Origin of the sequence: Pseudomonas sp. WP18 (assembly GCF_036689585.1) — a bacterium.
Taxonomy (GTDB): Bacteria; Pseudomonadota; Gammaproteobacteria; order Pseudomonadales; family Pseudomonadaceae; genus Aquipseudomonas; species Aquipseudomonas chlororaphis_E.
The window spans coordinates 2,370,667-2,391,575 of the sequence record NZ_CP144758.1; the positions used below are offsets into that span (position 1 = coordinate 2,370,667).

Annotated in this window: 23 protein-coding genes and 1 pseudogene; 10 read left to right on the forward strand and 14 right to left on the reverse strand. The window is 62.9% G+C overall.

The window, feature by feature from the left end:
- Positions 1-17: 17 nt before the first annotated feature.
- Both V5F23_RS10720 and V5F23_RS10725 read right to left on the reverse strand, forming a co-directional pair.
- Entirely contained in the window at positions 18-563 is a 546-nt protein-coding gene (locus tag V5F23_RS10720; RefSeq protein ID WP_042728487.1) for a cytochrome b/b6 domain-containing protein, read from the reverse strand.
- A complete protein-coding gene (locus V5F23_RS10725) occupies positions 563-829 on the reverse strand; it encodes a PepSY domain-containing protein (RefSeq protein WP_042728488.1) in 267 nt (88 codons plus the stop codon). The genes V5F23_RS10720 and V5F23_RS10725 overlap by 1 nt, the downstream gene beginning before the upstream one ends.
- Positions 830-977: 148 nt before the next feature.
- Here V5F23_RS10725 and V5F23_RS10730 point away from each other — a divergent pair.
- Both V5F23_RS10730 and V5F23_RS10735 read left to right on the forward strand, forming a co-directional pair.
- Positions 978-1,640: pseudogene (locus V5F23_RS10730) on the forward strand (response regulator).
- A complete protein-coding gene (locus V5F23_RS10735; protein WP_042728489.1) occupies positions 1,637-3,052 on the forward strand; it encodes an ATP-binding protein in 1,416 nt (471 codons plus the stop codon). The pseudogene V5F23_RS10730 and the gene V5F23_RS10735 overlap by 4 nt, the downstream one beginning before the upstream one ends.
- 48 nt (positions 3,053-3,100) lie before the next feature.
- On the opposite strand, the gene V5F23_RS10740 is transcribed toward V5F23_RS10735, so the two are convergent.
- Positions 3,101-3,766 (reverse strand): M24 family metallopeptidase, encoded by a 666-nt coding sequence (locus V5F23_RS10740; protein WP_042728490.1) that lies wholly within the window; start codon positions 3,764-3,766, stop codon positions 3,101-3,103.
- Between the two features lie 202 nt (positions 3,767-3,968).
- Between V5F23_RS10740 and V5F23_RS10745 the strand changes: the two genes are divergently transcribed.
- From V5F23_RS10745 to V5F23_RS10760, 4 genes are all read left to right on the forward strand, one after another.
- Positions 3,969-4,439: a MerR family transcriptional regulator gene (locus V5F23_RS10745; protein ID WP_042728491.1), complete on the forward strand. Its 471-nt coding sequence runs from the start codon at positions 3,969-3,971 to the stop codon at positions 4,437-4,439.
- A gap of 76 nt (positions 4,440-4,515) precedes the next feature.
- Positions 4,516-5,748: an NADH:flavin oxidoreductase/NADH oxidase family protein gene (locus tag V5F23_RS10750; RefSeq protein WP_338498352.1), complete on the forward strand. Its 1,233-nt coding sequence runs from the start codon at positions 4,516-4,518 to the stop codon at positions 5,746-5,748.
- A 212-nt stretch (positions 5,749-5,960) separates the two neighbouring features.
- The gene (locus V5F23_RS10755) at positions 5,961-6,416 is read left to right on the forward strand and encodes a hypothetical protein (RefSeq protein WP_042728493.1); all 456 of its coding nucleotides are present in this window, start codon (positions 5,961-5,963) and stop codon (positions 6,414-6,416) included.
- A 212-nt stretch (positions 6,417-6,628) separates the two neighbouring features.
- The gene (locus tag V5F23_RS10760) at positions 6,629-7,309 is read left to right on the forward strand and encodes a phytanoyl-CoA dioxygenase family protein (protein ID WP_042728499.1); all 681 of its coding nucleotides are present in this window, start codon (positions 6,629-6,631) and stop codon (positions 7,307-7,309) included.
- A gap of 46 nt (positions 7,310-7,355) precedes the next feature.
- Here V5F23_RS10760 and V5F23_RS10765 read toward each other — a convergent pair whose 3' ends face one another.
- The gene (locus V5F23_RS10765; protein WP_338498354.1) at positions 7,356-8,222 is read right to left on the reverse strand and encodes a LysR substrate-binding domain-containing protein; all 867 of its coding nucleotides are present in this window, start codon (positions 8,220-8,222) and stop codon (positions 7,356-7,358) included.
- Positions 8,223-8,323: 101 nt separating this feature from the next.
- Between V5F23_RS10765 and V5F23_RS10770 the strand changes: the two genes are divergently transcribed.
- The 3 genes from V5F23_RS10770 to V5F23_RS10780 all read left to right on the forward strand — a co-directional run bounded on the left by V5F23_RS10770 (position 8,324) and on the right by V5F23_RS10780 (position 10,424).
- On the forward strand, positions 8,324-9,253 hold the full coding sequence (locus tag V5F23_RS10770; protein ID WP_042728495.1) for a DMT family transporter: 930 nt from the start codon (positions 8,324-8,326) through the stop codon (positions 9,251-9,253).
- A 236-nt stretch (positions 9,254-9,489) separates the two neighbouring features.
- The gene (locus V5F23_RS10775) at positions 9,490-9,939 is read left to right on the forward strand and encodes an antitoxin Xre/MbcA/ParS toxin-binding domain-containing protein (protein ID WP_042728500.1); all 450 of its coding nucleotides are present in this window, start codon (positions 9,490-9,492) and stop codon (positions 9,937-9,939) included.
- The gene (locus V5F23_RS10780; RefSeq protein WP_047735610.1) at positions 9,936-10,424 is read left to right on the forward strand and encodes an RES family NAD+ phosphorylase; all 489 of its coding nucleotides are present in this window, start codon (positions 9,936-9,938) and stop codon (positions 10,422-10,424) included. Before V5F23_RS10775 ends, V5F23_RS10780 begins: the two co-directional genes overlap by 4 nt.
- Before the next feature lie 39 nt (positions 10,425-10,463).
- Here V5F23_RS10780 and V5F23_RS10785 read toward each other — a convergent pair whose 3' ends face one another.
- The 5 genes from V5F23_RS10785 to V5F23_RS10805 form a co-directional block, all read right to left on the reverse strand.
- Positions 10,464-11,003 carry a hypothetical protein gene (locus V5F23_RS10785; RefSeq protein WP_123578822.1) on the reverse strand — a complete coding sequence of 180 codons (540 nt, stop codon included), beginning with the start codon at positions 11,001-11,003 and terminating at the stop codon, positions 10,464-10,466.
- 71 nt (positions 11,004-11,074) lie between these two features.
- Positions 11,075-11,713 (reverse strand): response regulator, encoded by a 639-nt coding sequence (locus V5F23_RS10790; protein ID WP_042730617.1) that lies wholly within the window; start codon positions 11,711-11,713, stop codon positions 11,075-11,077.
- On the reverse strand, positions 11,700-12,758 hold the full coding sequence (locus V5F23_RS10795) for a HAMP domain-containing sensor histidine kinase (protein WP_042730618.1): 1,059 nt from the start codon (positions 12,756-12,758) through the stop codon (positions 11,700-11,702). Before V5F23_RS10795 ends, V5F23_RS10790 begins: the two co-directional genes overlap by 14 nt.
- Positions 12,759-12,828: 70 nt before the next feature.
- Positions 12,829-14,133, reverse strand: a complete 1,305-nt coding sequence (locus tag V5F23_RS10800) for a nitrate/sulfonate/bicarbonate ABC transporter ATP-binding protein (RefSeq protein WP_042730619.1) — start codon at positions 14,131-14,133, stop codon at positions 12,829-12,831.
- Positions 14,134-14,143: 10 nt separating this feature from the next.
- The gene (locus V5F23_RS10805; RefSeq protein WP_042730620.1) at positions 14,144-15,886 is read right to left on the reverse strand and encodes an ABC transporter permease subunit; all 1,743 of its coding nucleotides are present in this window, start codon (positions 15,884-15,886) and stop codon (positions 14,144-14,146) included.
- Positions 15,887-16,045: 159 nt separating this feature from the next.
- Here V5F23_RS10805 and V5F23_RS10810 point away from each other — a divergent pair, with 159 nt between their 5' ends.
- Complete coding sequence (locus tag V5F23_RS10810) at positions 16,046-16,216, forward strand: hypothetical protein (RefSeq protein WP_160310715.1); 171 nt, start codon at positions 16,046-16,048, stop codon at positions 16,214-16,216.
- Positions 16,217-16,242: 26 nt separating this feature from the next.
- Here V5F23_RS10810 and V5F23_RS10815 read toward each other — a convergent pair whose 3' ends face one another.
- The 5 genes from V5F23_RS10815 to V5F23_RS10835 are packed head-to-tail and all read right to left on the reverse strand — an operon-like array spanning position 16,243 to position 20,880.
- Complete coding sequence (locus tag V5F23_RS10815; RefSeq protein WP_042730621.1) at positions 16,243-17,316, reverse strand: chemotaxis response regulator protein-glutamate methylesterase; 1,074 nt, start codon at positions 17,314-17,316, stop codon at positions 16,243-16,245.
- A 2-nt stretch (positions 17,317-17,318) separates the two neighbouring features.
- Positions 17,319-17,816, reverse strand: a complete 498-nt coding sequence (gene cheD / locus V5F23_RS10820) for a chemoreceptor glutamine deamidase CheD (protein ID WP_080922096.1) — start codon at positions 17,814-17,816, stop codon at positions 17,319-17,321.
- A complete protein-coding gene (locus tag V5F23_RS10825; protein ID WP_042730623.1) occupies positions 17,813-18,649 on the reverse strand; it encodes a protein-glutamate O-methyltransferase CheR in 837 nt (278 codons plus the stop codon). The genes cheD and V5F23_RS10825 overlap by 4 nt, the downstream gene beginning before the upstream one ends.
- Positions 18,646-19,182, reverse strand: a complete 537-nt coding sequence (locus V5F23_RS10830; protein WP_042730624.1) for a chemotaxis protein CheW — start codon at positions 19,180-19,182, stop codon at positions 18,646-18,648. The genes V5F23_RS10825 and V5F23_RS10830 overlap by 4 nt, the downstream gene beginning before the upstream one ends.
- A 39-nt stretch (positions 19,183-19,221) precedes the next feature.
- Positions 19,222-20,880, reverse strand: a complete 1,659-nt coding sequence (locus tag V5F23_RS10835; protein WP_042730625.1) for a methyl-accepting chemotaxis protein — start codon at positions 20,878-20,880, stop codon at positions 19,222-19,224.
- Positions 20,881-20,909 lie beyond the last annotated feature (29 nt).

A 20,909-nucleotide genomic window follows, 5' to 3' on the forward strand; every position in this document is an offset into this window, starting at 1 on the left:
ACCCGTGGCAAGAGAAATTACTGCCCACGTTCATCCGGCAGGCGCTTCCTGCGACCGGTGAGCATGGATAACGGCAGGTTGTCCCGCACCAGGACACTTTCAAACAGCGCCGCCAGCACGTGGATACACACCAGGGCCAGCAGCCCATTGGCGGCCGTTTCATGGACCTGGAGCGGCCAATCGGCGCCCCACAAGGCGTCGACTTCCTGCATCAGGAAACCGCTGACGCCGATCAGCAGCAACGCCAGCAACATCGACAGCATCACCAGCGCGCCAATGGGCGAGTGGCCCAGGCGATGTTGCGGGCGACCGTTGAGCAACGAGCGCACGTGGGCATTGAGCCTTCTGGGGGTAGGCCAGAAGTCCGCCCAACGTGCACTGCGCGGTCCGACAAATCCCCACACGGTTCGTACCAGCAGCCAGGCCATGGCGTAGTAGCCCAGCCAGACATGCCAATCGTCGCCGGCTTCGTTGAAGAAGTAGTTGGCGACAAAGACCCCGGCAATGGAGGCATGGAACAGCCTCACCAAGGGGTCCCACAAGCGCAGGGATTCGCCGGGCATCAGCCTTTGATCTCCGTCTTCACCGCCTTGCCGGTGACCGGGTCGTGGTAGATTTCGACCTTGCGCTTGTCCTTGTCGAAACCGTAGATCTCGTAGCAGTTGCCGTCAGTGACCTTGAATTTGCTGATGGTGTAGCCGTCAGCCTTGAGTTTGTCCTGGAAGGCTTTTTCGTCTTGCCATTGCGAGCGCTCGGCGGTGGTGCATTGCGGGCCGGCGAAGGCCAGAGGGCTGGCGATGATCAGGGACAGCAGGAGAATTTTGCGCATGGAAAAGCTCTCAGCAGATGTGGGAGATTTCACAATGCAAAACCAACCTTAGGACAATCTTAGTTTGCAACGAGCCGTAACATCTTTGCCGAAATAACCCCGATCAGAACCCGGCATGATGCCGCCGATTCCTCCAGAGACTTTTGCCATGCGCCTACTGCTTGTCGAAGATGACCGTGCCCTCGGCCAAGGGATTCGCGTGGCTTTGGCTGCCGAAGGCTACACCCTGGACTGGTTGCAGGATGGCGCCGCGGCCTTGCACGCCTTGCGCAGCGAAAGCTTCGATTTGCTGTTGCTCGACCTCGGCCTGCCACGGCTCGACGGGATTGACCTGCTGCAACAACTGCGCGCCGGACAGCATGACTTGCCGGTGCTGATTCTCACCGCTCGCGACGGCACCGCCGAGCGCATCGCCGGCCTCGACGCCGGTGCCGACGACTACCTGGTCAAACCTTTCGACGTGGAGGAACTCAAGGCCCGCGTCCGAGCCCTGTTGCGCCGCAGCTAGGGCCGCGCGCAACCGATGCTCGAACACGCCGGCGTCAGCCTCGATCCGGCCACCCAGCAGGTGCGCTACCAGGACGCCGACATCATCGTCACCCCCATGGAGTACCAGTTGTTGCACCAATTGATGGTGCGCCCCGGCAAAGTGGTGACCCGCGAGCGCTTGTCCCGCGCGCTGTACGGCTGGCAGGAACGGGTGGAGAGCAACACGCTGGAAGTGTTGATCCACAACCTGCGTAGAAAGCTGTCCACCGAACTGATCCGCACCGTGCGCGGTGTTGGCTATGTGCTGGCGCTCAAACCATGAATTCCGTACGAGCGCGCATCCTCGTTCCGGTGCTGGTGCTGATCCTGCTCGGAGACGCCTTGATCAGTTGGCTGGTGCTGCGCGACAGCCACCACGAAATCGAGGAGGTCTATGACGCCCAACTGGCCCAAAGCGCGCGCCTGCTGCAAGGCGTGCTGCGCCAGCGCGACCCTGGCGAAGCGGATTGGGACCGCTTGTACCAGGCCTTCGACCAGGCCATGAGCCGCGTGGGCGAGGACGGCGTGGCCCATCCTTATGAAACCCGGTTGACCTTCCAGGTCTGGAGCAGCGAAGGTGAGTTGCTGGTGCGTTCCGCGCAGGCCCCTGCGCTCGCGGCACCCCCGACGACCCTCGGCTCCCACGATCTGCTGCTCAATGGCAACGACTGGTGCGCCTTCCTCCTGGCCGACCCGCAACAGGGCCTGCTGATCTGGGTGGGCGAGCGCGATGACATCCGCCAGGACCTGATCCAGCGCATCGTGCGCCACACCCTCTGGCCCACCCTGATTGGCGTGCCGCTGCTGACCGTGCTGATCTGGCTGGTCATCGGCTGGGGGCTCAAGCCTCTGCGCGCCATGGCCCGCTCCATTCGTGGGCGCACGGCTGAAACCTTGCAGCCGCTTCATCTGAAGCCACTTCCCAGCGACCTGGAACCCATGCAGACCGCGCTCAACCGGTTGCTGGTGCAGGTGGACGAGTTGCTCGAACGCGAACGTCGCTTCATCGCCGATGCCGCCCATGAATTGCGCACGCCCCTGGCGATCCTGCGCATCCATGCCCAGAACGCCCAGAACGCCGACACGCCTGAACAGCGGTACGAGGCGCTGGACTTCCTGGTAAACGGTGTAGATCGCGCCACGCGCATCGGCAGCCAACTACTGACCATGGCCCGCATCGAGCCACAACTGAAAAACCCCAAGCGCAGCCGTGTGCAACTGACCGAACTGGTGCGCGAAGAACTGGCCGAACTGACGCCGCTGGCCATGGAAAAAGACGTGGAGCTGGTGCTGGAAGGCAATGAGGAATGCTGGGTAGAGAGCGAACCCGTGGCGTTGGCCATTGCACTTCAGAACCTGGTGACCAATGCACTCAACTTTTCCCCGCCCGGCAGCGAAGTGAAGGTGGTGATCAGCGCCCATTGCCTGAGCGTGGAAGACCAGGGGCCGGGGATCGATGAAGAGGAAATGGGCCGACTGTTCGAGCGCTTCTACAGCCGGGGCAATGCGAAGGGCGCCGGGTTGGGGCTGTCGATTGTAGAGATGATCGCCAACAAGATTGGTTGCGACTTAAGGCTCTACAACAAGCCTGGAGGCGGTTTATGCGCAGAGCTGACCTTGAATCGGGTCGCCCCTCGGATGGATGGCCCAGTGAGGGTTGCGCGTTCGGAAGCGATGGATGAACCGGTCGGCTGAAGCCCGTGGCTGCTGTTCACACGGGCATTCTTCGAGCATCGGGTTCGCTCAGATCAACAAGTCCTCATAAAACGCACCAAACGGGCGCTCAGGATGGGCCAATTGGATTTCCAGGATCCACAGGCCGGTATTGGGGTATTGCGCCAGGTTCCCGAGGTCGCCGCCGCGATGAATCGCATGGGGGAAGTCGCTGACCCGGTGGCCCTTGATGTCGAGGTTGAGCGTCCAGCCCATGGCTTTCGCCTGGGCGGCTGCGAAGTCGTAAAGCGCCACCCCGGATACCTGTTCACTGCGCCAGAAGCCCTCGACCTGGTCGAACAGTGTCTTGGCGGCTGCGGCACAGGCAATCATCTGCGGGTCGGAGCCCGTGGTGAAGGTCGCCCCGGCGTCACCCTCATGGCCTTGCCAGACGACGCCCATGTCGATGAAGAAAATATCGTCGGTTCCCAGCTCGGGATCGCCCTCGGAGCGCTGTTTGAACGTCTTGAGCGTGTTGGCGCCGAAGCGCACCAGCAAGGGGTGCCAGATCCGGTCCATGCCCATTTGCGCCAGGATCGTCTTGCCTTGTGCCTGCGCCTCGGATTCGCGCATGCCGGGGGTGATGGCGCGGGCGATCTGATCGATGGCCTTCCAGGTCATCTGCTGTGCATGGCGCATCGTTTCAAGCTGATAGCGCTCACCGACCGCTTCTTTGTTGTTGGAGACAGCATTCATCGTTCATTCCCTTGGCATGAAAGGCGCGGCTCAAGCGCTATATATTTCCATATATTGCGGTAGTCGATATCAAAAATAAAGTTTCCGGTTTCGCTCCCTTGCAGGGTTGCAGCGGCCGTCGCCGAAACCGTGAGTTACTTGGCTGCCCGATGCCTGCAGGGTTAAAGTCAACTTCAAGGTCAATGGGTGTTCTGGAGCGGCGATGAGGATTGGTGAACTGGCGAAAATCAGCGGGTTGGCGCCCTCGCGCATCCGCTTCTACGAGGCGAGCGGTCTGATCCGGTCGGTCGAGCGCAAGGCCAACGGTTATCGTGACTATGCGCCTGAGACCGAGTGGATCCTGCAGATCATCACGGGGGCACAAGCGGCAGGGTTTTCATTGGAGCAGATCCGGCAATTGATGCCGGTGGACGCCAACGGCTGGCAGGAGGAAGAGCTGCTTGGCGGGCTCAGGCAAAAGGTCGAGGAAATCGAAATCCTGCAGCAGCGACTGGCCCAGAACAAGGCCCAGCTGCTGCTGGTCATCAAGGGCATCGAGGGCAAGCCCGAGGGCGTGGCGTGTGCCGACAACGCGCAATTGTTGTTGCACCGCCTGCGTGAAGAAGGGGCGAGGGCAGCCCCAGCCCGTCAGGACGGGGTGACGTCCAAGGGGAAAAAAGCACGCAGGGTTTGAAGCTGAAAAAAATCTGTTGACCTTAAAGTTGACTTCAATCTTAAGGTGGCTGCCTCCCCCCGCTGAGGACTGCCCCATGAGTTTGTTCGACCGCCTGATCCTTCCCAACGGCTCGACCATCCAGAACCGAATCGCCAAAGCCGCCATGGAAGAGAACATGGCAGACGCCGACCAGGCGCCCTCCGAAGCCCTGATGCGGCTTTATCAGGCGTGGGCCGATGGCGGAGCCGGCCTGATCATCACCGGCAACGTCATGGTCGACGGTCGTGCCATGACCGGTCCGGGGGGCGTGGTGTTGCAGGATGACCAGCAACTGGACAAGTTCAAGCGCTGGGCACGTGTGGGTCGATCCGGCGGTGCGCAATTCTGGTTGCAGATCAACCACCCAGGTCGCCAGATGCAGGCCAATCTCGGGCAAAAGGCCTGGGCACCATCTGCTGTGCCGCTGGACCTGGGCTCCATGTCCAAGCTTTTCTCAACGCCTCACGCCATGACCCCGGCGGTGATTGAAGAGGTCATCCAGCGCTTTACCCGCAGCGCGCGCCTTGGCGAGCAGGCCGGTTTCACCGGGGTGCAGATCCACGCTGCCCATGGTTACTTGTTGAGCCAGTTCCTTTCACCGCTGACCAACCAGAGGACGGACGAGTGGGGCGGCTCCCTGGAAAACCGCGCGCGCCTGTTGCTCGACATCGTCAAGGCCGTCCGGACGGTGGTGTCCGCGGAATTTGCGGTGGCGGTCAAACTGAATTCTGCTGACTTCCAGCGCGGAGGGTTCACGGCCGACGACGCCAGGAAGGTCGTCGAGTGGCTCAACGATCTGGGGGTGGACCTGGTGGAGCTGTCGGGCGGCAGTTACGAAGCCCCCGCCATGCAGGGTGATGCGCGCGATGGGCGTACCCTGGCGCGTGAGGCCTATTTCGTCGAGTTTGCCCGCGACATCCAGACCGTCGCCAGGATGCCCGTGATGGTCACCGGCGGTGTGCGCCGACGCCCGGTGGCTGAGAGTGTCGTGGCCAGTGGGGTGGACATGGTGGGCATCGGGACGGCGCTGGCCATCGACCCGGGCCTGCCTCGTGATTGGCGCCAGGGCAAGGACAGCGCCCCTCAACTGCCGCCGATCACCTGGAAGAACAAAGCCTTCGCGGCCCTGGCCAACATGGCGGTGGTCAAGTTCCAGCTGAGTAAACTCAGCCGCGACAAGCAGCCCGACCCGACGGTGTCGCCATTGCGCGCGCTGATCTTGCAGCAGCTCGCGGTGCTCTGGCGCACCCGGCAATATCGGCGTTGGGTACAGAAGCGTCTGGTGTGAGGTGTCGGGGCTTTTCGTGACCGCTGGCGACTGTGCCGGTGTCTTGCTGGGGGCCCTGAACCGGATTTCCCGGCTATTGAATCAGCACCTCAATCGAGAAGTGGAACAAACTAACGTCGTGGTAGTCTTCAAGTGTGCCCCCTGACAACGAACTGTTCTTGGCAGGGTGGCGGCCCGCAACGCTGGAGTCTTTTTTCCATAGGAGGTTTCGAGTGCCCTGGAAGTCAAACCTTGTAGTGCTTGCCCTGTCTGCCGTTGCCTTTTCGGCGCAGGCCCAATCCGATAATCAAGTGGTCGAGGACATGGTGACTCGCTCGGCCAATGTCTGCCCTGGCCACAGCACTGAGCGCACCACGCCCACGGTGAAGGCGGTGCCTGTCGGCGCGTTGCGGGTGATGCTCGATCGCGGCTTGGTCATGTGTCCCGATCGGCGTCTCGATGCCGATGCGCCGGCGGTGTTCTACGGCAGGGTCGGCGTATTCGAATGGAACCCCGAAGTGCCTGCAAGCTCGCAAGTGATCGCCAAGCAGATCGACGCCATGACCCGCAAGGACGAGTACCCCTCGGACACCTTGGTTTGGGACGCAACGGGGACGCCCCTCCAGCAGCGCACGGTGCCGGCTTTCGAACCCAAGCCAGGGGCTGCTGTGCTGTATCAGATACGGTAAGCGCTCTGCATCCACACGCCCGCGGGACGAACCTTTCCAGAGAGAGGCAGAATCGGCATGGCGCAGCACCATCTTGGCTTCCCGGGGACGATTCAGGGCCTGGTTTCAGCCGCGAGTCCATGGCCGGCTGAACCTGGATGTCACGAGGCGAAAAGTCTCGTGTCGGGCTAGCCTGGAGAAGGCCCCCTGAACATAAGGAAATGGGCGTCACCATGACAGACCGCGAACGGCTCCACCTGGATGGCTATGTCCTGCTGCGCCGGGCGATCCCGGCCGAATGGCTGGCAGGCCTGCGCGTCGTGTTCGATGCGGGTGTCCGGCCCTCGGATCAATGGCCGACACCGCGGGGCTGGGACTGGCGACATTCGCTGCTTGAGGGTGATGCGCAGATTCAGGCGGTGTGCCGCTTGCCGCCGTTGCTGGCAGCGGTGGGCGAAGTGATCGGCGAACGGTTCTTCCTGGCGCAAGTGGAAGGGCGCGAGCCCCTGGCGGGCGGCGGCCACCAGCAGTTGCACCGCGACCTGTCGGCCCAGCGCCCCGGCGATACGGCCGTCGCCCTGGCGTTCTTCGACGACTATGGCCCCGAGAACGGTGCGACACGCCTCGTGCCCGGCAGCCATCGCCCCGACCCGCAAGCCCCCTCCTTCGATTTCACTGACGAGTCCCGCTCCGTCCAACTGTCGGGTTGCGCCGGTGACATTCTGGTTTTTGACGCCGAACTGGTTCACGCCGCTAGCCTGAATGTGAACGGTGCGCGTCGTCGCTCCATCCTGATCGGGTACTTTTCAGAGCAGCTCTATGCCTCGCACCTGGAGACCGCCGCGCTGCGCAGCATCCAGATGGACACGAGCGAGCGATTCGAACCTTCCGGGGTTGCCTTGGGCCCGCTGTAGCACGACTTCTGCCCAACGCGGCGGGAAGGCTGTCCGGCCGCTCGGCTCATGGCTCGAATTCCGTTTGCAGCATGGCCAGGAATGCTTCCCTGGCAGGGTGCGGGCCGGCGTTTTCAGGCCAGTAGAACAGGTTGTCGATGCCCGTCAGTTCGGCGAACTCATACCCGCTGCAGCCGGCGCCCTGGCGGTATTGTTCATAGATCCCGCGCGGCACCAGCGAGACACCGGCACCCGCACTGACACACCCGACGATGGCGCCATAGCTGGCGATGCTGACGATGGGTTGCACTTGACCGTGACGCAGTAGCCATTGCTCCAGCGCCAGGCGATAAGGGCAGCCCGAAGGCCACATGAAGATCGCCTTGCCTCGAAGGTCTGCGGCGCTGCGCAACGGTCCGTGGGATTCGGACGCGATCAGCACCAGGTCTTCGCGATACGTCACCACCCGTTTGAGCCCAGGCCGCTCGATGTCGACGGCGACGATCACGCCGTCGAGGCGGTGGCGCTGACTATCATCCAGCAGTTGGGACCAGTTTCCCGTGCTCAGTTCCAGGGACACTTGCGGGTATCGGGCGTGGTATTTCGCCAGCAGTTGCGGCAGGCGCCCGCTGGCGCTGGACTCAATGGCGCCAATGCGCAGCGGCCCGCTCGGCGTACTGTCAGGGCCAACCGCGTGACGCGCCTGTTCCGTCAAGCTCAGGATTTTTTTCGCATAGTCCAGGAACACTTCGCCCGCCGGGCTGATCCGCAGGCCGCGACCTTCACGAAAAAACAACGCGGTGCCCAGTTCCCGCTCCAAGGACTTGAGGCGCGCAGTGATGTTGGACGGTACGCAGTGCAGCACTTCGGCCGCACGGGCAATGCTGCCGGTGTCGCAGACCGTCTTGAGCATGCGCAGTTGGGACAGTTCCATGGCTCACCCAAAGTGAATGATGGATTGAGTTTAAGTCACTTGTGCTGAGGTGGGAGAGGTTTCGATACTCCCAGGCAAACGGCCTTGTGCAGGAACTCAGGATGCAAACCCGTGGCATGTCGTTCGAAGGCGCCAAGAGCCTGCGCAAACCGGACGTGAAGGTTCTACTGGCGACGCTGTTCGTGATTGTCTGCTGGGCCTATTCACCGATTGGTATCCACATTGGCTTGCAGGCCTACGCGCCCGGTCAACTGGCGTTGATGCGGTTCCTTATCGCTTCGCTGTTCATGGCCCTCGTGGCGACGGTGAAGGGGATTGCCCGGCCGCGGCTCAGGGATTTTCCGCTGCTGGCGGTGTTGGGTTTTTTGGCCGTGAGTCTGCACCACATTGCGCTCAATTACGGACAGCGGGGTGTCAGTGCCGGTGCGGCCAGCGTGCTGGCTCAATCCACGCCGCTGTTCAGCACGTTGCTGGCGCAATGGGTCTTCAAGGAACGCGTCTGTGGTTGGCGCTGGGGCTGTGTGTTGTGCGGGCTATTGGGCGCCGCCGTGGTGGTCGCGGGGGATCATGGCTGGGGAGCGGTGGACGCCCATGGGCTGTTGATCCTGTTGGCGGCGCTGTCCTGGAGCCTGTATTTCTCTTTGCAAAAACGCCACGCCCATCGTTACGACGGATTGACCATGGTGTGCTACACCCTGTGGTCAGGCACCCTCCTGTTGTTCGTGTTTGCACCGGGCCTGGCGGGCGCGGCACGCCAGGCCTCGGCATCGGTGAACCTGGCGGTGCTGACCCTCGGCGTTTTCCCCAGCGCGTTGGCTTATCTCGCCTGGGCCTATGTGCTGGCGCACAGCAACGTGAGTCGAGCAACAATGGCGCTTTACCTGATACCGCCCACCGCGATGTCGATGGCCGCCCTGGTGCTGGCCGAGCGTCCCTCGATAATGGTCATGACAGGAACCGTCATCGTGTTGGTGAGTGTGCTTGCGTTGAATTTCGAGCCGATAACGAAGAAGTCTCCGACAGCTTTTTAGGGTTGGCCCTCGGAAGTGCTCCCCTTACGATCTGACTCTGCCACGGCGCCCCCCTCGGGCATCCGATGCCCAGTCTCTATCGTGAGGACAGTTCGATGCCTGAAACCGTATTCGCCAAGACCGACGAACGGAGTTACCGCGCTTGCGACATTTGGCGTTAACATGGCGACAAATGTCGCAGAAAGGTCAATGCCATGTCCGTAGCCAAGCAAGCAGACGCTTCAGTCGTCAAAACCATGACGAGGGCGAAGAAGGCCAGCAGGAAGCCTACCGAAGTGTTGCTACAGGGCCGCAAGGGGGATGAGCGCTTGTTGATCATCCGCTACGCGCAGGAAGGTTTTTACCTGAGCGACGTCAAGGAGATGCTGTCCACGTCCACGTTGTACCTGGAGCATGATCTGGTTCAGCGCATTACCGGCAAGTCCGTCAGGACCGTCCAGCGCCTGGCGAAGGAGACCCAGCCCATTCGCCTGAACCCGCAGCAGAGCACGGTGGCTTTCCAGTACGCCCAGGTCCTGGAACAGGCCATCAATGTCTTTGGCAGCCAGTCGTTGGCGGAGGACTGGTTGAGAAAGCCCTGCAAGTACCTGGACGGCCACGTGCCACTGGAACTGATCGACAACGCGCTGGGCTTCCAGGTGGTGGAGGATTACCTGACCCGAATCGAACACGGGGTTTACCAGTGAATCCTTTGCCCTGGGAGGGGCGATGGCACGCTTGGCGCCTTGATCGCGAGGTCTACAGGCAGACGTGGGACAGCGGCATTGGTGCGCAACGAAGCGGTGGCCGGTGGAACCCGCCCGGGCGACGGGTCATCTACGCTTCGGCTGACCCGGCCACGGCCATTCTGGAGGTGGCGGCGCACCTGGGGTTCGATGCCCTGGACACGGTGCCCCATCTGCTGACCTGCTTCGAGGTGCTGGATCCGGCGCTCATCAAAGTGGTCCAGGCCGAAGACGTGCCCAACCCGAACTGGCTGGCTCCGGCTCGCCCCTCGCCCAATCAGCAGCAGTTCGCTGACGCGTTGCTGGCGCAGCACCCCTTCGTGCTGATTCCTTCGGCGGTGACCCAGCATTCCTGGAACCTGCTGGTGAGCTGCGACCTGGCGGCGGATCAGTTCAGGCTGGTCTCGCAGGAGCGGTTCGGCCTGGATACTCGCTTGGTCAAGTGAGCACCGGCCCTGTTCGATGGGGGGACGGTGCGTCCTTGCTCATTTCTTGAGTGGATAATCCTTGCCCCACAACCGCACGGCGGTCATCGCTTCGTTCATGCCTTCGAACACGAACTTCTGCCGCACGGCGGTTTTCGGCGGGATGGTGACTTCGTCCGGGTTGTCCAGGCCAGTGAGTTTGTTGGCGTAACCGGCCTGGTCGATGGCCAGCAGCACACCGGTCTGGCCGAGATTGATCAGGCGCAGCTGGGTGTCGGTGCTGTTCTTGAAACCAAGGGTAATGGTGTAGATGTCTTCGCTGGATTCCAGTTTCAGCACCTCCACCTGGATACGGTCCTTCATCTGCTCGCCAGAGGAAACGATCGCCGCGCCGTCAGTGCCCTGGACCGATTCTCGACCATCGAGCACGCCTTCGCTGACACCGCCCAACAGGTTCTTTCCCGCCGTGATGAACGTCGAGACGGCGGACTTGGTGGAGTCCTTGATGACGCTGTCCGTCGACTCGCCTTCGGCCAGGCACAGCGAGCTGAACAGGAGACTGGAAACGAGGAGGGTGGCGCGTGACGGTGGAAGGGTCATACCTGGGTCCTTGAGGTGGTCTGCAACGCCCGTGAGCAGGGCGAAAGGCATGATAGCCGCGACAGGTGCGGCTAGCGATCCACGTCCTTGAGTTTTTCCGACATTTTGACCAGGGTTGCCAACGAATCCGCATTCATCTTGCGCATCAGGGCGCCACGCCGCACTTTCACGGTCACCTCGCTCACGCCCAGCCGGGCGGCCACCTGCTTGTTCAACAAACCTGATACCACCAACGCCATGACCTCGCGTTCCCCGTCATTCAGGGTGCCATGGCGGCGCCTGAGTTCGTCCAGGGTCGCCGCCGTCTGGCGTCGTTGCTGATCACGGTCCAGCCCCTGGCTGATCGCGTCGAGCAGGTCCTGCTCGCGAAAGGGCTTGGTCAGGAACTCCAGCGCGCCAGCCTTCATGGCTTTGACCGACATCGGGATGTCGCCGTGGGCGGTGATGAATATCACCGGGACCAGGATGTTCAAACGGGCCATGTCCTGCTGGAAATCCAGCCCGCTCACGCCCGGCATGCGCACGTCGAGGACCAGGCAGGCCGGTGCGTCCGGCAACCGGGCTTGCATGAACTCGCGGGCCGAACCAAAGGCCATGCTTGCCAGGCCCACCGAGGCCAGCAGATCTTGCAGCGAGGCACGCACCGAACTGTCGTCGTCGACGATGTAGATCATCGGTTCGGCGGTGTCGTGGACGTCAGTTCTGCTCATCGGGCTCCCGTGTCACGGCAGGCAAGGTGAAATGAAAGGTCGCGCCCGATTGCGGGTTGCTGGCGACCCAGATCCGTCCGTCATGGGCCTCGATGATGGAGCGACTGATGGCCAGGCCCATCCCCATGCCGTCCGGCTTGGTGCTGTAGAAAGCGTCGAACACCCGTTCGTGGTCGTTGCCGACGAGGCCCTTGCCCTGGTCGGACACGGAAAAATGCAGTTGACCCGCTTCCAGCCCGGCACGGACATCGAGGGTCCGGCGATCGTCGTCATCGACCTGGCGCAGGGCGTCGATGGCGTTCATTGCCAGGTTCAGGAGCACTTGCTGGATCTGCACCTCGTCCACCAGCATCGGCGGCAGTCCTTCCTGGATCTGCACGCGCAAATGGATGTTCTGCTCATTCAACTCGCCGGCCAACAGCCGCAGCGCGGCGTTCACCGTGTCGGCCACGTTCAACCACTGCTTGGTCGGCGCCTGGTGACGGGCCATGCCGCGCAACCGGGCAATGATGTCACTGGCCCGATGGGTGTCGGCGAGGATGCGTTCCACGGCTTGTCGGGCCTTGGGCAGGTTGGGCGGGTCATTGGCCATCCAGCGCAGGCACGCGCTGCTGCTGTTGGCGACGGCGGCCAGTGGCTGGTTCACTTCGTGGGCGATGGAGGCCGCCAGTTCGCCGAGCATGTTCACGCGGGCAATGTGCGCCAGGTGCGCTCGGGTCCGATGCACGGTGCCGATGGCGGCCGACAGGCGCAGCGCCAGGTAGGTCGTGCCGGCGATGGCCGCGAGGCTGATCAGCACGTTGATCAGGCCGGCTTCCGAGTCACCGAAGCGGGTGTACCGGTAGCTTAAGATCGTCAGCACCATGCAGGCGACCGACACGCCTGCCACCGCTCGCGCCGGCAGGAGCCTCACGGCGATCAGCACCACCACGATCTGGAACACGCCCACCGCGATTTCCAGGTCGGTGACGGTGTCTATCGCGGCGATGCCGAGCGCCAGGCCCAGCAACAGCAGCAAGCGAAGCGTCAGCTGGGTTCTTCTCATTAACGGTTCATCCCACGGTTGTGTCGGCTGCCAAGGCTTCAGTGACGCAGTGTATACCGCCCAAAACGCTTCAGGAGGGGTTGTCCAGGCTGAACTGGTCGGCCACTTCATCGTAGGCGAACAGCTCGGCGTAGCGTCCCCATTGGGTGACACAGTCCAGGGTATGGACGGCGTCGTGCTCGGACATGAAGTCCTCCAACTGGTCACGGAAGCGCCGGGCCGGTGCGGTACGGGTGGGCCGGTCATCCAGCACCCGGCGCACGTGCCCCGCCAGCGGCACATACCGGAGCAGGTGCTGGGCGAACAATTGCTTGCGCTCATCGACGGTCGAGTCTGCATAGCGGTGCCCGGCCGGCAGCAGGGTGATGTGGCCGTCGTGCATGTTGGCGAAGCGCATCAGTTGCAGCACCTCGGCCACCGGGAAAAGATCGCTGGCGTTGTAGCGCAACGCCTTGGCCAGTTCACGCAAATCCGCCTGGCCGTCGTAAGGGTGATCCTGGACCGCCTCCATCAACCCGGCCAACGCGTTGGTGGAAATCGACGGCAGGACCATGCCCACGCCGCTGCCCGCAAACACGTCCCGGCGCGCGGAACCTGTCGCGCCGCCGCCGGCCATTTGCACGTAGATGTGCTCGACCAGCGCCTGGAAGGCCGGGTCGCTGCGGTTGCGTGGTTGGCTGAGGTCCACGTTGATGTGCGTCATCACCCGCCCCGGGTTGGAGGAAAAGATCAGGATCCGATCACACATCAGCACCGCTTCTTCGATGTTGTGGGTGACCATCAGTATCGATTTGATCGGCATGCGCTTTTCTCGCCACAGGTCCAGGAGGTCGGTGCGCAGGGTCTCGGCCGTCAGCACGTCCAGGGCGGAAAACGGCTCGTCCATCAACAGCACATCCGGCGCCACCACCAATGCACGCGCCAGGCCGACGCGCTGGCGCATGCCGCCTGACAGCTCCTTCGGGAAAGCGCTTTCGAACCCGTCGAGGCCAATCAGGTCGATGGCGGCCAGGGCCCGGCGCCGTCGCTCAGGGGCCGCCACGTGCAAGGCTTCGAGGCCGATCTCGACGTTTTGCAACACCGTCAGCCAGGGGAACAGGGCAAAGCTTTGGAACACCATGCGCACCGAACTCGCATCCCCTTGTGCATCCGCCGGGAAGTCGACCACGCCCGCGGTGGGGGCAATCAACCCGGCGATGGCGCGCAGCAAGGTCGACTTCCCGGACCCCGAGCGCCCCAGCAGGCCGACGATCTCCCCTTCGTCCAGGCGCAGGCAGACGTCGTCCAGCACCAGTCGCTCGGCACTGCCTGCCGTACCGTATACGTGCCCCAGTTGCCGCACATCGACGAGGCAACGTTTGTCGATCACATGCATCGCTCTCTCCTCAATCAATTCGAAGCCGGCGTTCGGCGTAGCCGTACAAGGGACGCCACAGCAGCCGGTTGAAGCCCACCACGAACATCGCCATGACCGACACCCCCAGGGCCACGCGCTGCAAATCCCCCGCCGAGGTGGCCAGGGCGATGAACGACCCCAGGCCCGAGGCATACAGGTGCTCATGACCCCAGGACACAGCTTCGGCGACGATGCTGGCGTTCCAGGATCCGCCTGCCGCCGTCAAGGCGCCGGTGACGTAGTAGGGGAATACCCCCGGCAGCGCGACCTGGCGCCACCACTGCCAACCGCGCACCTGGAAGCTGCGCGCCGCTTCCCGCAGGTCGGTCGGCAAGGCGCTGGCGCCGGCGATCACGTTGAACAGGATGTACCACTGCGTGCCCAGGACCATCAGCGGCGACAGCCAGACATTGGGGTTGAGCTTCAGGGCAACAATGGCGACCACCGCGAACGGGAACAGCACGTTGGCCGGGAACGCCGCCAGCAACTGTGCGATGGGTTGCAAGCGCTCGGCCCAGCGCGGGTTCAGGCCGATCCAGACGCCGATGGGCACCCAGACCACGCTGGCAAGCACGATGAGTACGGCGACGCGCAACAGGGTCGCCAGGCCCAGGCCGAAGACCTCGATCACGTCGCCCAGGCCCAGGGTGCTGCCAATGAAGCGCGACAGTTGCACCGCGCCGACCAGGCAAGCGACCGCCACCAGGCTCTTCCAGGCCAGGTCGACCAGGCGGTTGAAGCGGGCGCCGGGGTGGAAGCGGAGGCGGCGGGCAAACCGTGCAAGCCTGTCCAGCGGCAACGCGGCCATGAGGTCTTCCAGCACGAGCAACACCCATGGCACCAGTCGGGTCGCGCGCAGCAGGTCGTAGACCCTGGAGCGTGGGCGTTTTTGCGAGGCGGTCTGTTCGAAGCGAAAGCGGTCCGCCCAGGCGACGATGGGGCGGAAGAACAGCAGGTCATAGAGGATGATCACCACGGCCATGGCGAATACCGCCCAGGCGATCGCCACGGTGTTTTTCTGCGCGATCGCCAAGGCCAGCCATGAGCCGATACCCGGCAAGCTGACGGTGGTGTCGCCGACGGTGATGGCTTCGGACGCGACCACGAAAAACCAGCCGCCGGACATGGACATCATCATGTTCCACACCAGGCCAGGCGTGGCGAAAGGCAACTCGAGCCTGACAAAGCGTTGCCAGGGTGAAAGCGCGAACTGCCGGCTGACTTCCTGGAGGTCGTGGGGCACGGTTCTCAGCGACTGATAGACGCTGAACGTCATGTTCCAGACCTGGCTGGTGAAGATGGCAAAGATCGCCGCGCATTCCACGCCTGTTTCCTTGCCCGGAAACAGGCCCATGAAGAACACCACGGTAAAGGTCAGGAAACCCAGCACCGGCACTGACTGAAGGATGTCCAGCGCCGGCAGGATAACGACGGCCGCCTTGCGGCTCTTGGCGGCCAATGTGGCGACGACCAGGGAAAAGACCAGCGAGGCGAAGAGGGCGATGAACATGCGCAGGGTGGTGCGCAAGGTGTAGGCCGGCAGGTGACTCAGGTCCAGGGACAACGGCGATGAAACCAGGGCGCCGAGAGGCTGGTTCATCTGTTCGACGCCATAGAAAATGAACGCCGCCAGCAAGGCGATGAGGCTGAGCAGGGTGACGTCGGCCCACCAGGATGCGTGCTCGTTGTCGTTCAGGGAGGGCAATGCGGGGGCACGGAATGAAGAGCGCATCGAGCACCTCGTTCAGGGTGTCGGTATTGACGTGCGCTGAGGTTAAGGCGGGGCCCGGGCGATGACCACTGAGATTAAGGGCGCGAAACGATACCTTGGTATAGCCGTGGCGAAGGCCTGCGTTCTGATCCGGTTTTTTTGCCGGCAGGTGGCCCTGTCATGCAACGGCAGGCCCACGCCAGAATAGGGCAGGCACGCGGTGCCCAATTCACACGTTCATTGGTTGCAATTCTTTCAGGAGGGCTCATGGCGAAGATGGCGATGTTCTTGGGTGGTTTTTTGGCACTGACCTTGTTGATCGGTGTGCTTGCGACGATTTCGCCGGTGTGAGCCGGCGAGGGTAAGGGCTGCCGTGGCTAGCGGTGCAGGATCACCTGGGCGATATCCTGCAAGCCGATGATGCGCTGGGCGGCGTTGAGCTTGATGGCTTCCTTGGGCATGCCGAAGACCACGCAACTGGCTTCGTCCTGGGCCACGGTGCTGCTGCCGGCGTCGAGCATTTCCTTCAGGCCGCGGGCGCCGTCGTCGCCCATGCCGGTCATGATCACGCCGGTGGCGTTGCGTCCGGCGAACTTGGCCACGGAGCGAAACAACACGTCCACCGACGGCCGGTGACGGTTGACCAGCGGGCCGTCCACCACCTGCACGTGATAGAACGCGCCGCTGCGGGTCACCATCATGTGTTTGCCGCCCGGAGCGATCAACGCCAGGCCCGGGTGGATGCGGTCGTTGTTGCGCGCCTCGCGCACTTCGATCTGGCACAGGCTGTTGAGCCGGGCGGCGAACGAAGCGGTGAACTTTTCCGGCATGTGCTGGACGATCACGATGCCCGGGCACACGCGAGGCAGGGCGGTGAGCACCGCTTCCAGGGCCTGGGTGCCGCCGGTGGAGGTGCCGAGGGCGACGATGCGCTCGGTGGTCTGCGCCATGGCGTGGCCATTGGCGGCGGGCAGCATGGCGTCGGCCGTGAGTTTGGTGGCGGGCGTTAGTGCGACCGGGGCGGCGCGCTTGCCCAGGTTGCGTACATTGACCTGGGCGGCGGCGCGGATCGCCGCCACCAGTTCCGGTGCCGATTCCAGCAGGAAATTCTTCAGGCCGGTGGTGGGCTTGGTGATGATTTCCACTGCCCCGGCGGCCATCGCCTGCAAGGTGGTTTCCGCGCCCCTGGGGGTCAGGGACGAGCAGATCACCACGGGCGTGGGGCGTTCGCTCATGATTTTCTTGAGGAAGGTGATGCCGTCCATGCGTGGCATTTCCACGTCCAGTACGATCACATCGGGCCACTCACGGGCCAGTTTGTCCATGGCAAAAATCGGGTCGGACGCGGCGCCCATGACGTGGATATCCGGGGTGTCGCTGAGGATCGCCAGCAACACCTGGCGGACCACGGCCGAGTCATCCACCAGCAGTACATTGATCTTTTTTGACATGGTTAATGCCGAGTCCTTATCGGTTGGTGCCTGACCCACACATCGCCATTGCACAGGTCGAAGATGATGCTTCGGTAGCCGGTGCTGCCCATGTCCTGGGCAATCAGGTCGAGGCGGTAGAGGGCGGTCATTTCCAGGGCGGCGTTGATGTTCAGCCGTGCCACATCACCGTAGGGAATGTGGCGTTGCAGTTCGGGGAACATCTCGCCGCCGCCGAACAGCTTCAGTTGGTAGTCTTCGGGGTCGGTCCGGTGGGCCCGCGCCTGGCGAATGAACAGCTCGATGGCCTCGTCGGCGTACAGGCCGTTGAGGGCCGTGGAGCAGCGTGAGCGGCTGGGCAACATGAAATGGCACATGGCGCCGATTTTGCGTACGGGGTGCCACAGGGTGATTGCCACGCAGGAACCGAGGATCGTGCGCAGCCGGGTCGGGCAGGTGGCGAAGCGGAATTCCCCCGGCGCCAGGTACACCTCCTGCACTTCCCTCATCAAGGCGCTCATGGCTTGCGATAGATCGAGGGGGCCACCAGTTTCAACGCATCGGACACGCCGTTGAGGCTTTCCGAATGGCTGATGATGAAGTAGCCGCCGGGCTTGAGTCGGGGAATCAGGCGGGCGACGACCTTGCTCTTGGTGGCTTGATCGAAATAGATCATGACGTTGCGCAGGAAGATCACGTCGAACTCTCCCAGGTCGGGCAACGTGTCGTTGAGGTTGACCTGGATAAAGTGGACCCGGCTGCGCAACGTCCTGTCGATGAGGAACGTGCCTTGCTGGCTGCCGGTGCCCTTGAGGCAATATTTCACCAGCAGTGGATGGGGCAGGGTGCGTGCCCGTTCCATCGGGTAATGCCCGGAACGGGCCTTGGCCAGTACTTGGCTGCTGATGTCCGAACCGATGACTTCCCAAGGCGTGGTCCCCAGCCCTTCGGCCAGGGTCATCGCCAGGCTGTAGGGTTCTTCTCCCGACGAACTGGCGGCGCTCCACAGGCGGAACGTCTTGCCCGGCGTGGCGTTGGGCAGCACCTGCTGGCGCAGGAAGTCGAAATGCTTGGGCTCGCGGAAGAAGTAGGTTTCGTTGGTGGTGAGCAGGTCCAGCGCCACCTGCAATTCATCGGTGCGCTGGCCGTTCATGATCAGCTTGAAATAGTCACCGTAGCTGTCCAGCTCATAATGCTTGAGGCGCTTGAACAGGCGCCCGGCGACCAGGGCTTTCTTGGCCTCGGACAGGTTGATGCCGGCGGCCTGGTACAACCAGGACTGGAACTGGCTGAACTCCCGATCGCTGAGGGCCACTGAATTCACGGTGCGTTCCTTGCAACTGTCGACGTTCACGGGGCCTCGACTTCCAGCGCGCTCGGGCTGGCTTCGGCGAGTTGCGACATTTCGTCGATGGACAGCACGCGCCCTACCTCCAGCACGATGACGAACTTGCCATCGACCTTGGCCATGCCGCTGATGAAGTCGGCGCGGATCTTCGCCCCGAAGCTGGGTGGCGGTTCGATCTGCGACGACGGGATTTCCAGGACGGCCGACACCGTGTCCACCAGCAGGCCGATGTCCTGGGCGTGGCCGTCCTCGGTGTTGGCCTCGATGATCACCACGCACGAGCGCCGGGTGATCGTCGAGTTCTGCCGGCTGAACCGCGCCGACAGGTCCACCACCGGCACGACCGCGCCGCGCAGGTTGATCACCCCGCGCACGAAAGCCGGCATCATCGGCACGACCGTGAGGTTGCCGTACTCGATGATTTCCTTGATGCACAGGATGCCGATGGCGAACATCTCCGTGCCGAGCATGAATGTCAGGTACTGCGCTTCTTCCTCGACCGCGGCGGCGGTCTGACGTGTCGTAGCGATGGCGCCCATGCCTGTATCTCCTTTAAGCGAGCTTGTGAAAACCGACCGTCAGAACCGGGTGAATTCGGATTCGTCCGGAGCGCTCGCCATGCTGTAGGCAAAGGCCTTGGGCAGGGCGGGCACGGCGGCGCGCGCCGGTTTGCGGCTGGACGGGCCCGGGGTGTTGTCGACTTTCAGCGGCTGGCTGGCCGACTTGGGCGGCGTGTCCAGGGTGAAGAAGCTCATGGCCTGCTGCAGTTGTTCGGCCTGGCTACTCATCTCCTCGGCGGTGGCGGCCAGCTCTTCGCTGCTGGACGCGTTCTGTTGGGTCACCTGGTTGAGTTGGGTCATGGCGGTGTTGATCTGCGCCACGCCAGCGGCTTGTTCCTCGGAGGCCGCGCTGATTTCCTGCACCAGGTCCGAGGTCTTGTTGATGGACGGGACCATCTCGTTGAGCAAGTGCCCGGCAGTCTCGGCCATGTCGACGCTGCTGGAGGACAGCTCGCCGATTTCCTGGGCCGCCACCTGGCTGCGTTCGGCCAGTTTGCGCACCTCGGCGGCGACGACGGCAAAGCCCTTGCCGTGTTCGCCGGCGCGAGCGGCTTCGATGGCGGCGTTGAGGGCCAGCAGGTTGGTCTGGTAGGCAATGTCGTCGATGATGCTGATGCGCTGGGCGATTTTCTTCATCGCCACCACGGTCTGCTGCACCGAGTCGCCGCCTTCGGTGGCTTCCTTGGCGGCCTTGCTGGCCATGCCATCGGTGACCTTGGCGTTCTCGGTGTTCTGGTTGATGCTGGCGCTCATCTGTTCGATGGACGCGCTGGTTTCCTCGACGCTGGCCGCTTGTTCGCTGGTGGCCTGGCTCATGGATTGGGCCGTGGCACTGACCTCTTCGGAGGCGCTGGCCAGGTTGTCCGCGGCGTTGCGCACTTCACCGATGATATGGGAGAGCTTGCCCACCATGTTCTGCATGGCGTTGAGCACCATGCCGGTTTCGTCCTTGGAGCCGGCTTCGATTTTCGCGTTCAGGTTGCCTTCGGCCAGTTGTTCGGCCACCGATGCGGCTTGCTTCAGGGGGCGGGAAATGATCCGCGAGATGAACAGCGCCAGGCCCAGGCCGGTCAGCAGGGCAGCCGCCAGCACGGCAATGATCGACAGGCGCGATTTCTCGAACAGCGCGGTGCCGCGTTCGCTGGCCGCCCCGGCACCGGTGTCATTGAGGTCCACCAGTTTCTGCAGGTCGGCGGTCACCAAATCGAAGCGACGCTTGGACTCGCCCCGCAGCAGGGCATGGGCTTGGTCCGACAGGTTCTGCCGGGACAGTGCCATCAGGTCCTTGCTGACCGCCAGGTAAGCCACCCAGTCAGAGCGGGTGGTCTCGAACAGCTGGCGGTCTTCGGCGTTGGAGAGCAGTTTTTCGTATGTCGCCAGACGGGTCTCGAAGGCCTTTTTGGATTCTTCGGCTTCCTGTTCGACGGTGTTGCGTTCCTGCTCGGAATCGGCGGTGATGTGACGGTTTTCCTTGAGGCGATAGTTCGCCGCGAAGAACCGCATGCCCGAAGCGGCGCGCATCGACGGCATCCAGTTGTCGCGGATCTCCTGGGTGGTGCCGTTCACCTCGCCCAGCTGGATGATCGAGAACACACCCATGGCAGCGGTCAGGGCCAGCACCATCAGAAATGACGTGATCAGTTTGGTGGCGATTCTAAGATCGTAGAACCATTTCATCGGGAAGTACCTCTCCATGGAATTGCTAA

What these genes read in the sequence shown, in the direction of transcription:
- V5F23_RS10720 (WP_042728487.1), bottom strand. Translation starts at nt 563, where the DNA reads ATGCCCGGCGAATCCCTGCGCTTGTGGGACCCCTTGGTGAGGCTGTTC.
- V5F23_RS10725 (WP_042728488.1), bottom strand. Translation starts at nt 829, where the DNA reads ATGCGCAAAATTCTCCTGCTGTCCCTGATCATCGCCAGCCCTCTGGCC.
- V5F23_RS10735 (WP_042728489.1), top strand. Translation starts at nt 1,637, where the DNA reads ATGAATTCCGTACGAGCGCGCATCCTCGTTCCGGTGCTGGTGCTGATC.
- V5F23_RS10740 (WP_042728490.1), bottom strand. Translation starts at nt 3,766, where the DNA reads ATGAATGCTGTCTCCAACAACAAAGAAGCGGTCGGTGAGCGCTATCAG.
- V5F23_RS10745 (WP_042728491.1), top strand. Translation starts at nt 3,969, where the DNA reads ATGAGGATTGGTGAACTGGCGAAAATCAGCGGGTTGGCGCCCTCGCGC.
- V5F23_RS10750 (WP_338498352.1), top strand. Translation starts at nt 4,516, where the DNA reads ATGAGTTTGTTCGACCGCCTGATCCTTCCCAACGGCTCGACCATCCAG.
- V5F23_RS10760 (WP_042728499.1), top strand. Translation starts at nt 6,629, where the DNA reads ATGACAGACCGCGAACGGCTCCACCTGGATGGCTATGTCCTGCTGCGC.
- V5F23_RS10765 (WP_338498354.1), bottom strand. Translation starts at nt 8,222, where the DNA reads ATGGAACTGTCCCAACTGCGCATGCTCAAGACGGTCTGCGACACCGGC.
- V5F23_RS10770 (WP_042728495.1), top strand. Translation starts at nt 8,324, where the DNA reads ATGCAAACCCGTGGCATGTCGTTCGAAGGCGCCAAGAGCCTGCGCAAA.
- V5F23_RS10775 (WP_042728500.1), top strand. Translation starts at nt 9,490, where the DNA reads ATGACGAGGGCGAAGAAGGCCAGCAGGAAGCCTACCGAAGTGTTGCTA.
- V5F23_RS10785 (WP_123578822.1), bottom strand. Translation starts at nt 11,003, where the DNA reads ATGACCCTTCCACCGTCACGCGCCACCCTCCTCGTTTCCAGTCTCCTG.
- V5F23_RS10790 (WP_042730617.1), bottom strand. Translation starts at nt 11,713, where the DNA reads ATGAGCAGAACTGACGTCCACGACACCGCCGAACCGATGATCTACATC.
- V5F23_RS10795 (WP_042730618.1), bottom strand. Translation starts at nt 12,758, where the DNA reads ATGAGAAGAACCCAGCTGACGCTTCGCTTGCTGCTGTTGCTGGGCCTG.
- V5F23_RS10800 (WP_042730619.1), bottom strand. Translation starts at nt 14,133, where the DNA reads ATGCATGTGATCGACAAACGTTGCCTCGTCGATGTGCGGCAACTGGGG.
- V5F23_RS10805 (WP_042730620.1), bottom strand. Translation starts at nt 15,886, where the DNA reads ATGCGCTCTTCATTCCGTGCCCCCGCATTGCCCTCCCTGAACGACAAC.
- V5F23_RS10810 (WP_160310715.1), top strand. Translation starts at nt 16,046, where the DNA reads ATGCAACGGCAGGCCCACGCCAGAATAGGGCAGGCACGCGGTGCCCAA.
- V5F23_RS10815 (WP_042730621.1), bottom strand. Translation starts at nt 17,316, where the DNA reads ATGTCAAAAAAGATCAATGTACTGCTGGTGGATGACTCGGCCGTGGTC.
- cheD (WP_080922096.1), bottom strand. Translation starts at nt 17,816, where the DNA reads ATGAGCGCCTTGATGAGGGAAGTGCAGGAGGTGTACCTGGCGCCGGGG.
- V5F23_RS10830 (WP_042730624.1), bottom strand. Translation starts at nt 19,182, where the DNA reads ATGGGCGCCATCGCTACGACACGTCAGACCGCCGCCGCGGTCGAGGAA.
- V5F23_RS10835 (WP_042730625.1), bottom strand. Translation starts at nt 20,880, where the DNA reads ATGAAATGGTTCTACGATCTTAGAATCGCCACCAAACTGATCACGTCA.